This is a genomic window from Acinetobacter sp. YQ_14 (assembly GCF_043102985.1).
GTDB lineage: Bacteria > Pseudomonadota > Gammaproteobacteria > Pseudomonadales > Moraxellaceae > Acinetobacter > Acinetobacter venetianus.
This window is the reverse complement of record NZ_JBICJJ010000016.1, coordinates 1-13324: the sequence shown is the minus strand read 5'-3', so window position 1 is coordinate 13324 and position 13324 is coordinate 1. Positions and strand designations below refer to the sequence as shown.

Sequence of the window (13324 nt, the reverse complement as noted above, 5' to 3'; positions counted from 1 at the left end):
TCTACATCGGTTAATTTCTAAATTAGCTGCCACGGTAGGTTGAGTAAGAAAAAGGGCTGATTAATAGCGGTACGTGATAATGCTGTTGTGTATCAAGCACTTTAAAATCAATGCACACTCTCGGATAAAAACTCTCTGTATTTAACGATTGAAAATAGTCTGAAATTTCAAAAATCAGCTGGTAATTCCCTTGCGTAAAAGACTCAAACTCAAATGCTTTAATACGTCCATCAGCATCCGTCTGTTGCTCATCAGATAGCACGTATTGTTGCTCTACTTCTCGAAATAATTTGACAGTAACTCCAACTGCTGGTTTTCCGAGTGAAGCATTTAGAATGTGTGTACTAATACCAGCCATTATTGAATCTCCTGTTCTAAGCGAATAAGTGCAATCTCAGCCAATTGTTGCTGAACTTCTTGCTGTTCCTGCACCACACTATTGTTTAAACGGCGTTGTAACTCAGCTAACATTTCTGCGCCAGTTCGCCCTGCCGCACGAATTAAAAATATATGTCCAAATTTAGATTCGTAATCTAAATTGCCCTGATACAGTGCTTGTTGAAGGTCTTCATCTGCCCCAAGTTGTCCTTGCTCTTTGGCTGAAAAGCGCTGTTCTTTTTCAGACAATGCACTCGCTGCTTTTTTCTCACCGATCCGAGGGTGCTGCGCTAAAGCATTTGCTATCTCTGACCATTGCCATGTTTGAGCTTGAATTTTGGCAGTCTGATACAATGCATCACGAGTTGAATATGGACGATGCTGAACTAAATGCTCAATCCATGAATGAATATGGACACATGGGCTTAATGCCGCTTCGGCATGCGTTGTATCCAATTGATTGAATTGTTCCAAGTCCATTTTTGCTCCAATTTATTGCATTGTCTGACTGGTCTGACCAGATGTATTTATATTAAGCAATGAATATGCCAATTTTCTAGTTTGGTTTCATCTTTTTGATTATCGATTATGAGATTTTATAAAATACATGGCTTGCATGATTTAAATAAAAAAGCCTGCAAAAGTAAGCTTTTGCAGGCTTTAGAACGGATCAATTAAATGCTTAATTTAAGCTATAAGCAATCACATAATCACCATGATCTGGTGATTGACGTGCACCACCAGCGGTAATCAGTACATATTGCTTCCCTGATTTAGGGGAAACATAACTAATCGGTGTTGCTTGGCTACCCACGGGTAAACGAGACTTCCATAAGACTTTACCTGTAGATGAATCTAAGGCACGTAAATAGTAGTCTTGTGTCGCAGCAAAGAAGACTAAACCTCCTTGCGTTGCCATCGGCCCACCAATCGTTGGCATCCCAATTGGTGCTTTAAGCCCCATTTTGATTCCCATCGGACCAGTATCTTCTACAGTACCCATTGGAACTTGCCATGCAATTTGACGTGCTTTCATATCGATTGCAGTCATTGTTCCATACGGCGGTTTTTGGCATGGAATATTCAACTTAGACCAGAAGCGATCTTTGTTGACTTTATATGGTGTACCTTTCATTGGCACTGCGCCCATACCTGTATTCACTTTCTCACCACCATTGGCTTCAAGCGCTAAATCTTCAGGTGTCTGTTCAATTAACTGAATCCATAAACCTAAACGCATGTCATTTACAAACATGTATTGATGAGTTGGATCAAACGCAATACTGCCCCAATTCATACCACCCAAGGAGCCTGGGAAACTCAAAGATTTGTCTTTACCAGGTGCTGTATATAACCCTTCGTAACGCATCGATTTAAAATTGATACGACACATCAGCTGATCAAAAGGTGTCGCACCCCACATATCAGACTCAGTCAAAGTTGCATTACCAATTTGTGGCATTTCAACTGATCGAGGTTGCGTTGGGCTATATTGTTCACCTTCGATATCCGCTGGCTTGACAGGTTGTTCAATCACTTTTGTCAAAGGCTGACCTGTTAAGCGATCTAAGACAAAGAATTGACCTGATTTAGTTCCAATTACAACAGCAGGTTTATTGCTGCCATCTTTCATCGGGAAGTTCACCAAACTTGGCTGCATCGGTAAATCAAAATCCCATAAGTCATTATGAACCGTTTGATAAACCCATTTTTCTTTGCCTGTTGTCGCATCTAAAGCTAAAACAGATGAATTGTATTTATGATCTAAAGGTTGACGATTGCCACCCCAGACATCGACAGATGAGCTCCCCATTGGTAAAAACACGGTATTCATTTGCGGATCATATGACATCGCTGCCCAAGAGTTCGCTGAACTACGTTTATATGTTTCACCTTCTTTAAGCATGTAATTTGGATCAGGATTTCGTGGATCAAATACCCAACGCAATTCACCTGTAATGACATCGTATGCACGAATTACCCCACCCGGCATATCTGCGGCGAAGTTATCTGCAATTCGGCTTCCAACGACGAGCACTGTTCCAGCAATCGTCGGCGCTGAAGTTACTTCAAAACGTGGCGCTTTAGTACCCTCGCCTAAACCTTTGAGTAAGTCCACCGTACCGTTCACACCAAAATCTTTACAACGTTCTCCTGTATCCGCATTTACTGCAATTAATCGTCCATCTGGTGTATTGGTATACACACGTCTTAAACATACTGTATCTGTTGCAACCGTTTTAACGGGTGTGGCACCAGCTAATGTTGGCTGGGCTAAAGGTTGAGTCGAATCAAAATAAGCAACACCACGACAACGTTCCCACGCATCCGCTTTTGAATTAACTTCTGCTTTCCACAATTGCTTGCCAGAGTCAGCCTCTAAAGCAAAAATATTGTTATGTGGTGTACACAAGAAAATCTTATTGCCGACTTGTAAAGGTGTCATTTGATCTTCTGCACCATTGCCTGTACCCGTCGTAAAATCACCTGTACGAAAACGCCATACTTCTTTTAACTGATGAACATTATCTCGAGTAATTTGATCTAATGCGGCAAAGCGACTACCACCTGAATCCTGTCCATAATGCTGCCAATTGGTCTGCTTCATATCAGTTTTAACTGGAACTAATGGTAGCTCCTGACCTGAAGCCGAAACTGTCGCATGAGGTTGGAACATTTGGTAGAGACCGACGCACATGCCTAGAACAGTCAGCATACCAAAGCCATAAGCAGCTAAATCAGCACTCGGTTGAATTTGATAACGACGAATCGAAGGTAATGTAAACATCAACGCCGCAAATAAACCCGCTGGGAACATCAAACGTGAAAATAAGGGCCAAAACTCCCAACCCGCATCAAGAAGTGACCAAATAATCGTACCGATGAACACTAAGCTGAATAGCCAAACGCCAACTGCTTTCTTTTTAAAAATGAAAATTGCTGATGCTAACGTAAATACACCAGAGATCACGAAATACCATGATCCCCCTAATGTTACTAGCTTAGCGCCACCGACTGTAAAAAACAGTCCTGTGAGCAGTAATACTAAGCCTAAAATCAGACACCATATCTTCAGTATGGTATGTGAGCTTGAAGATTCAGACATACGTCATACTCCTATATTAGAAATTCACTCGCATGCTCAATCCAGCAACCCAAGCATCATCCACCTCTTTTACACCCGCGGGTTGATGAATATATTGTAGGTTTGGTCTTAACATGACTGCTGGTGACCATTGATAGCTATAGTTCAGCTCAACATTGAGTTCATCTCGTTGAACTGGGACATAATCTGTTGCGAATGCATCATATTCGTCATAACCACGACTCGTATTCGTTGCGATTTGACGATCTTTATAACGGTCATTGACTAAATAATTGGCAATACCAAAACCAATCGAATCATGTGGACGACTATCAAAAGCCCCTTTGTACCAAAGTGCGAGTTGCTGAGTGCTTTGAACTGCCGTAGTGGCTTTATCATTCACAACGACATTAAAACTGGCGTATAAACCGCGTTTTGCATCGTCGCCTTTCTGCGTGAGTTGCTGCTGAGTATTCAACCAAAAACTATGCTTGCCATCATGGACTTTATCGGTCGTCGCAATATCATTTGCTTCAGCAGTCGAATACAACGCACCAACCTTATATTCTCCCGGCAAACCATTAAATATCGTAAGTTTAGGTCGCCACACTAGCTCTACTGGAATCGTTGCGCCTTTCACGTTATCCATATCCAAATTAAAACCGTCACTGTCTTTTTCGGTTTTTACATTGTCAGGATTTACTTCATAGACACCGACTCCAAGCGTCCATTCAGGGGAAAACTGATACTTGATATTGGTTCCCCAAATCCCTACAGGCCAGTTGTACCAAATAGATCCTATTGATTTTCCAAGCTGACCACCGCATAGCAGTAGATTTTGGAATTCACATTGCGAACTATTAAAGTCATCAGACATGCCCATACGTCCAATCTTGAATTGAACCGTATTATCAGCAAAACCTTTTTTTACCCATGCTTGGGTTAAACGCCAGATTTTGCCTCGACCATAAATTTCTTGTGAGTTACCTAATGCACTTGAGCGTGGGTCTTTAATCTGCTCAAGAGTCAGCGCATTACCATCACGTTTTGTAATGACAATATTGGCTGTTGTATCTTTCCATCCTGCAATTTTTTCTAAATCAAAATTTGCACCTAATGCTAACTGTGCTGCATTTTTAAATGTGTTGGTATCGTTATATCCGCCATCTAGATTGGTCGCCCCTTGGCTCATAATCGATGCAGTAAACTTATAACCCTCTTGTTCAAGTTGTTGGCGTTGACCATTCCAATCACCAAGTAGCCATTGACGATCTTGTGACCACGGTTCATTTGCAAAGCTGCTTTGCGCTGTACAGATAGCAACTGCCAAGCAGCTTAATTTAATAAATAGTTTATTTGAGTTCATAAAAAGCCTCCGTGCTTTTTTATTTCATTTTTAGCGCTGTACTAAGTTCAGATGTTGCACCGAGTTGATCAGTTACATTTGCAGTTAGAGATGCTACTTTTGTTGTTGGTTTCCATGAAACATTAGCCTCACCTTGTGCATTGGTCGCAGCAACAATTGAACCTAAGTAAATTTCTGCTTCATTTGAACTCGCTAAACGATTGCCAAATAATTCAACTTGATAGCGCTGGTTTGGTTGCCCTATTACAACCACATTCACTTGTCCTTTTGAGAAACTCAATTTCGGTGCTTGAATTGCTTGGTTGGGCTGCGCATTACAGCCTTGCTCATTTGGCTGTTGGCAAGTTTTCTGTAAATTTGCAGGATCAATCTTCACACCATGCCCACGAGAACCCACAAAATGCGCATGTTCTAAGCCTGGAACATCAAAAACTATCGCGCCTAAACGTTGATTTGGAACACAACTCCCACCTGCCTCACAGCGTTTAATATCTTTGGCGTTATCCCAAATTAGATTTTTAGTCAGTGTGATATGTGCATTTGCATCTTTTTCTGAACGAATGGCGATTCCTATACGATTGCCATGCACTTTGTTGCTATCCAAAATATTGCCATCACCCGTCAAGTTAAAACCATTTGAGTTATTGGTGAGTTCGTTGTAGGCGATATAGTTACGTTTACCCCAGTTGATTTGTAAACCATCTGAATAATTCTCAAATTTATTCCCAACCACGGCATTATCATTCCCCCAAAGAATTTCTATGCCTTGTGACGGCTCTGGGTTTGCTGAAGTTGAAATAAAATGATTATTTGCGACTAAGTTAAATGCCGCACCACGTGTTAACTCAAGCCCATCACCATTGTCTTGGAAATAGTTATCGAGCACTTTATTGTTATTGGTCGTCGTTGCAGTTGGATTGCCTTTACCATCATCACCCGTCAGCATCACTCCTGCACCACCATAGTTATGCATAATGCGGTTGTTTTGAATGAGGTTATTACTCGCACGATTCATCAAAATGCCAATACAGAAATGACGAATCTCTAAACCTTGGATAGTTACACCGTTAATGTCACGTAAAACAATTCCCGGTAAAGTTGTCGTTCGAACATTAGTACCAAATTGCCCTGCAACTGCTCCCGGACAAGCTTCTACTCCTGTGCCTTTAATATAGTTTGAACCATCAATCGCGATATGCTCACCAGCTTTGGCCCACTGTGTACCAATAATTTTTACTGGTGCTTTAATTTCTGGAAGCGGACTATTGACCTTAATTGCATAAGGTGCTTTTCCTACCGCTTGGATCAAAATTTCACTGCTTACAGTCGGCTGAGTATTTGCCTGCTCAATCGCCCAACGTAATGAGCCTTTTTCAGAATCATCTTGATAACGATCAACCACATATGTTTCTGCTGTAGCCAAACCAGATATAGCCAAACCCATCGCTAAAGCACTTAAACGTAAAGAAATCAATTTCATGTCTAACAAATCCTTTTCAATTATTGTGTCGGTTGAACCGCTTTTAAAAACTGCTTTAGTTGAGTTACATCAATTTGACCTGGTGCTGAAGCTTCGCCAATCATGCCAAAACTAAAGCTACCACCCATATTTGCTGTTGCAATTCGGGAAATCGTTCCAAGTCTTCCCATTGACATTGTGAGCAGTGGTTTCTTGGACAACTCACTCACTTTTAAAGTTGCATTCATCAAAGTGAAGACATCTTGTTTGCTTTGTGGCATGACTGCGATTTTTAAAATATCTGCCCCAAGTTCATCTTGTTTTAATAAGCGTTTAACGATCTCATCTTCACTTGGCGTTTTTTGGAAATCATGATTCGACATGACGATCAGTACATTTTTATCATGCGCCAATTTCACGATATTTTTGACAATCTGTTGGTCACGAAACATTTCAACATCCAACATGTCCATAAAAGGATGTTTTAAATAAGCTTGGTAAGTTTTTCCATAATCAACATCGCTAATCGTGAGCTTGCCACCTTCGTTATGCGTACGAATTGTCGCAATCATAGGCTTATTGCCTAGAATCTGTTTTAGCTCCTGACCCAATGCAATCACTTGTTTAGTTTCATTTGCAAAATCAAGTAAATCGATACGAAACTCAGCCAAATCTACATCTGGATTTGCCGCAATCACTTTTGCTTGTGCCAAAGCCTGATCTTTAGTTTTCGCTGTGATCGGTACAATTGTTTTAACAGGTGATTTCACCAACTCAGCCAATTGAACTGGGCTGTGCGTATTTTCTTGTGCCTGTACCATTTGAACCGCAAAAAAAGGGCTTACAAGCAGCGTGAACGCTGCCAGTGTTTTCATTTTCATCTTCATCATCCTTAATGGATTGCCCGTCTTTCCCAAGACAAAGCAATCTTTCGTTATTAACTCTTAAATATCAAAAAACACAGTTTCATCTTCACCTTGAATACGGATATCAAAGCGATAAACAATTTCATCATCGACTTCTGTACGTTTTGCAATCAGTGTCTGCCGACGTGTAGCCCACTCGATGCTATTTAAAACAGGATCGTTCGCATTGGCATCTGCTTCATCTTCAAAATAAATACGCGTATGCAAACCAATGTTGATACCACGAGCAAATAAAGCCACTGCGATATGCGGTGCTTGGATCGTACCTTTACGTCCTGAAACTGAACCCGGTTTTACGGTGTTAAAACTCCAGAAACCAGTTTCAAAATTTGCGCCTGTGCGTCCCCAACCGTGAAAATTTGGATCAGCAGTTTTTGCTTGTGTATCAGCCTGACTTGGATAAACTCCATTGGCATCTGCTTGCCAGATTTCCAGTAATACATCTCTTAATGGCAAACCAAGTCCATCAAACACTTGACCTTCAAGACGAATACGCTCACCCTGAGTTTGCTCATTTACCAACTGATTATTGAAGTTATGTTCAAAGACTTCGATATTGGCTTGTTGAGGTAATAAACCGATATGAACATAAGGACCACCTGTCTGTGATGGTGTTTCTTTAAGTTCCTGAAAATTCCACGCGTTCATTCTGTCACTCCATTAAGTCAAATCATTTTCAAAATAAGTCGCACGACGACCACGAAGATGAATATCAAAGCGGTAGCAACGGCTATCTGATTCAATGAAATTATTTTTGTCTTCCAACGCGATCAAAGCACGACGTTGATCCTCAGATGGAATGGTTTTTAAAATTGGGCATGAGTCAATTAAGGTATCGCCTTCAAAATAGAACTGCGAAATCAAACGTTGTGCCCAACCATCAGCTATAAGAGAAAAATGGATATGTGCAGGACGCCATTCATTGATACGGTTACGCCAAGGATATGGGCCGGGCTTAATGGTACGGAAAATATAGAATCCATTTTCATCAGTTAATGTACGACCACACCCACCAAAGTTAGGGTCCATTGCACCAATAAACTTGTCATTTGGATGACGATAGCGACCCGATGCATTGGCCTGCCAAACTTCTAATAAGGCATTTTTTACAGGGCGACCAAACTGATCACGCACATAGCCATGAACAATAATCCGCTCACCAATCGGCAGACCTTCTTTGGCATAATTCAAAATCAAATCATTGTCTTTAGGCCCAAAAATACTTGGCTCAAAATGCGGTGAAGTCACCTCAGTCAATGTTTCATTAATCGAAATCAATGCATTCTTTGGCGAGCGTAATACACTGGTTTTATAGCCCGGTGTATATGCTGGCGGATGATCCTCAGTATCGCGTTGCGGATATGCACCCAATGTGTGATGTAACATGACTGTCTCCTTAATCTTTTGCTTGTACTGAAACGGGTTGCACATCTATTCCAAGCTCTTTGAACACTTCTTCAGCCATATGCATGGCCGCATTTGCGGCTGGTAACCCTGCATACAATGAGCTATGTAAAATCAGTTCTTTAAGCTCATCCTTGGTCACCCCGTTGTTAAAGCAAGCACGTAAATGCATTCTCAATTCATCTTCTCGTCCCAAAGCCAATAAAATGGCGATGGTGACTAAACTACGGGTGTGGCGTAGTAAACCTTCACGTGACCACACTTCCCCCCAAGCGAACCGACTAATAAAATTCTGAAAATCTTGATTAAAATCATTTAGGTTCTCTAAAGAACGACCGACATGTTTTTCACCAAGTACTTCTGTACGGACTTTGAGTCCTTGTTGATAACGCTGCTCATCATTCATTGGCGTTGTCCTGATATCGAGAGATTTAAAGTTAGGTTGCATCTGTATGAGCAACTAAAGATTTCACAAAGATCGCGACCGCAGCTGCTGTTGCAGGAATCATTAATAGGCTTAAAATCGCAGTAAATGACCAATCATTACCTAATAAAACTGCGCCAATCCAAGCTCCAAATACTGCTCCAAAGCGACCTATACCTGTCATCCATGCCACGCCTGTTGCACGACATTGAGTAGGATAAAAGCGAGCACTTAACGCAGGCATAGACGATTGCGCACCATTGATTGCAATACCTGCGCACAATACGAGAATGGCCAATAATGTTGGATTGCTAAGACTTTGCCCAACCGCCACTGCAAACAATCCAGCAATAAAATAGAAACCTGAAATAATGCGATTTGGATTAAAGCGATCCATTGCCCAACCAATAAACAAAGCACTCAACACACCGCCGAACTGGAATAAGCCACCAATAAATGCTGCACGCTCCATAGTCGCACCTGTTTCACGCATCAAAGTTGGCAACCAACTGGTGAGTAGGTAAATCACCACTAATCCCATGAAATAAGTTGACCACAACAAAACTGTGCCTTTGGCATATTGCTTAGAGAACAGCATGCCAAATACATTTTTCTTTTCTGCAACAGCAGATTGCTCTTCTGGAATATGGAAGCTTTCAGCACGCTGTACTTTTTCAGGTGCAATATGATTCAGAATGTTGCGTACTTTCTGAGAGTCTTTACCTTTGACGATTAGGAAGCGGTATGATTCTGGCAAAAGTACAATCACCAATATCATGAGGATTAATGGAGAAACTCCCCCGACCAAAAATAGACTGTGCCATCCAAATGTTGGAATTAACCAGCTGCTAATGAAGCCACCAATCGCCATGCCAAGGTTATAACCACAGAACATACAAGTGACGAGCAAAGAACGGATTCGTTGCGGGCAATACTCTGAGAATAATGTGGTTGCATTTGGCATTGCAGCGCCTAAACCAATACCCGTTAAGAAGCGCAATATAACTAAACTATTCAGATCAGTTGCAAAAGCAGACGCCAAAGTAAAACCACCAAAGATCAACATTGAAATCGTTAAAACGATTTTGCGACCAAAACGATCCGCAGTTGGGCCTGAAACCAATGCACCAATGATCATCCCGCCAAGTGCAGCGCTCATTACAGGACCGAGTTGAGAACGATCAATTCCCCAATCCTGTGCTAATGCTGGTGCAATAAAACCCATCGCAGCAGTATCGATTCCATCTACAAATACAATGAGAAAACAAATGATTGCAATCATCCATTGATACTTGCTTACTGGTGCATCATTAATCAGTGCCTGTGCATCCATACTGTTTTTTGGGGCAGCAAATTCCTGTGCCATAGTTGCCTCCTTGTAGGCGAATTCCTTTCTAACCTTTGCGGTTATATTTTTTGAATAAACTTAGCCAATGCCTGATTGAAAACTTGGGGTTGTTCAATATTGGACAAATGAGACGCTGCCAAGATTTCAAGTTGACTGTTTGCAATAGACTGATGCATGAACTCTGCATCATGAACCGTAGTAACAGGATCAAATTGACCTGCGATAATTAAAGTTGGGATTTGAATCAAGCTCAGCTTTGATTGCACATCTGAATTTGCCAATGCTCTACAAGAGTTGGCATATCCCTGTGCTGGTGTAACCGCTAAGCTCTGAATTGTTTTTTGAGCCAGAACATCATGTACATAATCAAAATGTTCACTAAACCAACGGGTATGTGTCGTTTTCACGATGTCTGCTAGACTTGTTTGTTCAACACTATCTGCCCGCATATCCCATGCGTCGGCTGTACCAATTTTGGCAGCAGAGTTCGCAACGGTAATACTATGAAAACGCTCAGCATGATGGATCGCTAATTCAAGCGCTGTGATGCCACCCATTGAAATTCCACAAAAATGGGCTTTTTCAATTGTTAAGGCATCTAAAATATCCACCACATCTTCAGCAAGATTTTGCAAAGTTGTATCGGCAATTACATCGCTATCACCATGCCCACGAGTATCATAAGTAATGACATGATAGTGCTCAGCAAAAGCTGCAACTTGCGCTTGCCACATCCCATGATCAGTACCCAAAGAATTTGAGAACATGAGTACAGGTGCGTCTTGCAAACCCGATATTTGAACAGCCAATTGATGGCCTTGACGATTGCTTATTTTGATCATCATGCCGAATCTCCTTGTGCTGCTTTTAGAACCGCATCAATTTGCGCCTGAATATTTCCGAGGTAAGATGTAGGTTTGAAAATCTCATTCAGTTCACTTGGACTCAAATGTACGTTGACTTCATCCATCTCGGATAATGTGATTTTTAAATGCTGTTGCTGATTAACGGCTTGCTGACAAGCTTGCTCAACTAGCTGGTGCGCATTCAATCGCCCGATTTTGGTTGCAAGTGCCATCATCACCGCTTCAGCCATAATCAATCCATTGGTACATTCAAGGTTGCGCTGCATGGCATCAGGATTGACTTGCATATTTTCAAGCACGTCAGTAGTCCTCTCTAATGCGCCTGCACACAACTGAAAAATTTCAGGAATCACCAACCATTCCGCGTGCCAAGCACCTAGAGCTCGCTCATGCTCTTGCACCATACTTTGATAAACACTAGCCATCAGTGCCGGTATACGATTCGCAGCTGCAAGAACTGACGCTGCTGCAACAGGATTTCGTTTGTGAGGCATTGTCGATGAACCACCACGTCCTTTCGCTGTCGGCTCATATACTTCTGCAATTTCTGTTTGCATTAACAATGACCAATCTTTAGCGATTTTCCCAGTATTCCCAACAATGATTGCGAGCGTGGCAGCCATTTCAGTTATACGATCACGCTCACCGTGCCACGTACATTCAGGAACAGTTAGATTTAACTCAGCTGCAAAAGCTTGAACGACTGCCGAGCCTTGATTTCCTAAAGAAGCCAAAGAACCCACTGCGCCACCTAACTGAGCTGTTAGAACTCTAGATTTCATAGCTTGTAAGCGATCTAAATCACGTTTAAATGCTGCTGCCCAACGCGCAAATTTATGACCCAAAGTAATAGGTAATGCCTGCTGCAACCATGTACGCCCGATCATGACTTGATTACGATATTGCTGTGCCTGTTTAATCGAAATGCGATAAGCAAATTGCAATTGTTTTTCGATCAATAGCAATGCATCACGGCACTGCAAAATCATCGCTGTATCAATAATATCTTGGCTAGTCGCACCCCAATGCACATATCGAGAAGCATCTTGATCTTGTTGTTTTACGATTGCTGTAAATTGCTTCACAAAAGGAATTGCAATATTTCCAGCCAAACCTGACGCAACGGCTAAATCATCAAAATCAATAGCTTCTAATGCATTTTGTGCAACTTGCTCGATGATCGTTGCAGCAGATATGGGAATGACTTCAACCTGCGCCTGAGCTTTTGCTAAAGCAACTTCGACTTGAATCATGTAGTTCAACAAAGCACGATCACTAAAAATGTCCGTGACTTCAGGCTGATAAAACAAGCTGGCATATAACTGGCTCATATCAAACCTCACTCAACACGTTGAATAATGAGCGCAATGCCTTGACCCACACCAATACACATCGAACATAATGCGTACTGTCCTTGAATCTGCTCAAGTTGATTCAATGCGGTGGTGACTAAGCGTGCGCCTGATGCTCCTAATGGATGACCTAAAGCAATCGCACCACCATTCGGATTAATACGTGCATCATCATCCGCTAAACTTAAATCACGAGTTACCGCTAATGCCTGAGCTGCAAAGGCTTCGTTTAACTCAATCACATCCATCTGCTCTAATGTCAGATTGGTCTGTTGCAGTAATTTCTTAATCGCAGGTGCAGGCGCAAATCCCATAATGCGTGGTTCAACACCTACTGTAGTTGCGGCAATAATTTTGGCGCGTGGTTTTAGTTGATATTTAGCAACCGCTTCATCTGAGGCGATCAAGAGTGCTGCTGCACCATCATTGATCCCTGATGCATTACCTGCTGTAACGGTTCCATCGGTCTTTACCACACCTTTGAGTTTAGTTAAGGCTTCAATCGTGGTTGATGCGCGTGGATGTTCATCGGTATCCACCACAATCGCATCACCCTTACGCTGAGGAATGATAACGGGCACGATCTCTTGTTTAAAAAAGCCTTTGGCTTGCGCTGCTGCAGTACGTTGTTGGCTCACCAAGGCAAACTGATCTTGATCGGCACGATTGACATTGAATTGTTCTGCAACGTTTTCAGCCGTTTGTGGCATGGTGTC

General features: G+C 41.9%; 13 protein-coding genes. All 13 read right to left on the bottom strand.

Annotated features, from left to right (window positions below):
* Window positions 1–22: 22 nt before the first annotated feature.
* Window positions 23–358, bottom strand: coding sequence for a hydroxyisourate hydrolase (uraH, locus tag ACF8D3_RS08500; protein ID WP_278396670.1), 336 nt, complete (start codon window positions 356–358; stop codon window positions 23–25).
* On the bottom strand, window positions 358–858 hold the full coding sequence (gene uraD, locus ACF8D3_RS08495) for a 2-oxo-4-hydroxy-4-carboxy-5-ureidoimidazoline decarboxylase (protein WP_392471093.1): 501 nt from the start codon (window positions 856–858) through the stop codon (window positions 358–360). Before uraD ends, uraH begins: the two co-directional genes overlap by 1 nt.
* 202 nt (window positions 859–1060) lie before the next feature.
* A complete protein-coding gene (locus tag ACF8D3_RS08490; protein WP_392471092.1) occupies window positions 1061–3484 on the bottom strand; it encodes a glucose/quinate/shikimate family membrane-bound PQQ-dependent dehydrogenase in 2424 nt (807 codons plus the stop codon).
* 16 nt (window positions 3485–3500) lie between these two features.
* Entirely contained in the window at window positions 3501–4829 is a 1329-nt protein-coding gene (locus ACF8D3_RS08485; RefSeq protein ID WP_061392301.1) for a carbohydrate porin, read from the bottom strand.
* Between the two features lie 19 nt (window positions 4830–4848).
* On the bottom strand, window positions 4849–6309 hold the full coding sequence (locus tag ACF8D3_RS08480) for a nitrous oxide reductase family maturation protein NosD (RefSeq protein WP_392471091.1): 1461 nt from the start codon (window positions 6307–6309) through the stop codon (window positions 4849–4851).
* Window positions 6310–6329: 20 nt separating this feature from the next.
* Window positions 6330–7163, bottom strand: coding sequence for a type I 3-dehydroquinate dehydratase (gene aroD / locus ACF8D3_RS08475; RefSeq protein ID WP_392471150.1), 834 nt, complete (start codon window positions 7161–7163; stop codon window positions 6330–6332).
* Between the two features lie 69 nt (window positions 7164–7232).
* Window positions 7233–7862, bottom strand: a complete 630-nt coding sequence (gene pcaG / locus ACF8D3_RS08470; protein ID WP_392471090.1) for a protocatechuate 3,4-dioxygenase subunit alpha — start codon at window positions 7860–7862, stop codon at window positions 7233–7235.
* A gap of 12 nt (window positions 7863–7874) precedes the next feature.
* Entirely contained in the window at window positions 7875–8600 is a 726-nt protein-coding gene (pcaH, locus tag ACF8D3_RS08465; protein ID WP_023014362.1) for a protocatechuate 3,4-dioxygenase subunit beta, read from the bottom strand.
* Window positions 8601–8610: 10 nt separating this feature from the next.
* Window positions 8611–9024: a 4-carboxymuconolactone decarboxylase gene (gene pcaC, locus ACF8D3_RS08460; RefSeq protein ID WP_392471089.1), complete on the bottom strand. Its 414-nt coding sequence runs from the start codon at window positions 9022–9024 to the stop codon at window positions 8611–8613.
* Between the two features lie 31 nt (window positions 9025–9055).
* Window positions 9056–10408, bottom strand: a complete 1353-nt coding sequence (locus ACF8D3_RS08455) for an MFS transporter (protein ID WP_004880304.1) — start codon at window positions 10406–10408, stop codon at window positions 9056–9058.
* A 41-nt stretch (window positions 10409–10449) separates the two neighbouring features.
* On the bottom strand, window positions 10450–11235 hold the full coding sequence (pcaD, locus tag ACF8D3_RS08450; RefSeq protein ID WP_392471087.1) for a 3-oxoadipate enol-lactonase: 786 nt from the start codon (window positions 11233–11235) through the stop codon (window positions 10450–10452).
* A complete protein-coding gene (gene pcaB, locus ACF8D3_RS08445) occupies window positions 11232–12587 on the bottom strand; it encodes a 3-carboxy-cis,cis-muconate cycloisomerase (protein ID WP_392471086.1) in 1356 nt (451 codons plus the stop codon). Before pcaB ends, pcaD begins: the two co-directional genes overlap by 4 nt.
* Before the next feature lie 8 nt (window positions 12588–12595).
* Window positions 12596–13324: acetyl-CoA C-acyltransferase (locus ACF8D3_RS08440; RefSeq protein WP_392471085.1), on the bottom strand; the 729-nt coding region annotated here is incomplete at its 5' end.

Bases quoted from the DNA above. Each gene is read 5' to 3' on its own strand.
- uraH (WP_278396670.1), bottom strand. From the start codon at position 358: ATGGCTGGTATTAGTACACACATTCTAAATGCTTCACTCGGAAAACCA.
- uraD (WP_392471093.1), bottom strand. From the start codon at position 858: ATGGACTTGGAACAATTCAATCAATTGGATACAACGCATGCCGAAGCG.
- ACF8D3_RS08490 (WP_392471092.1), bottom strand. From the start codon at position 3,484: ATGTCTGAATCTTCAAGCTCACATACCATACTGAAGATATGGTGTCTG.
- ACF8D3_RS08485 (WP_061392301.1), bottom strand. From the start codon at position 4,829: ATGAACTCAAATAAACTATTTATTAAATTAAGCTGCTTGGCAGTTGCT.
- ACF8D3_RS08480 (WP_392471091.1), bottom strand. From the start codon at position 6,309: ATGAAATTGATTTCTTTACGTTTAAGTGCTTTAGCGATGGGTTTGGCT.
- aroD (WP_392471150.1), bottom strand. From the start codon at position 7,163: ATGAAAACACTGGCAGCGTTCACGCTGCTTGTAAGCCCTTTTTTTGCG.
- pcaG (WP_392471090.1), bottom strand. From the start codon at position 7,862: ATGAACGCGTGGAATTTTCAGGAACTTAAAGAAACACCATCACAGACA.
- pcaH (WP_023014362.1), bottom strand. From the start codon at position 8,600: ATGTTACATCACACATTGGGTGCATATCCGCAACGCGATACTGAGGAT.
- pcaC (WP_392471089.1), bottom strand. From the start codon at position 9,024: ATGAATGATGAGCAGCGTTATCAACAAGGACTCAAAGTCCGTACAGAA.
- ACF8D3_RS08455 (WP_004880304.1), bottom strand. From the start codon at position 10,408: ATGGCACAGGAATTTGCTGCCCCAAAAAACAGTATGGATGCACAGGCA.
- pcaD (WP_392471087.1), bottom strand. From the start codon at position 11,235: ATGATGATCAAAATAAGCAATCGTCAAGGCCATCAATTGGCTGTTCAA.
- pcaB (WP_392471086.1), bottom strand. From the start codon at position 12,587: ATGAGCCAGTTATATGCCAGCTTGTTTTATCAGCCTGAAGTCACGGAC.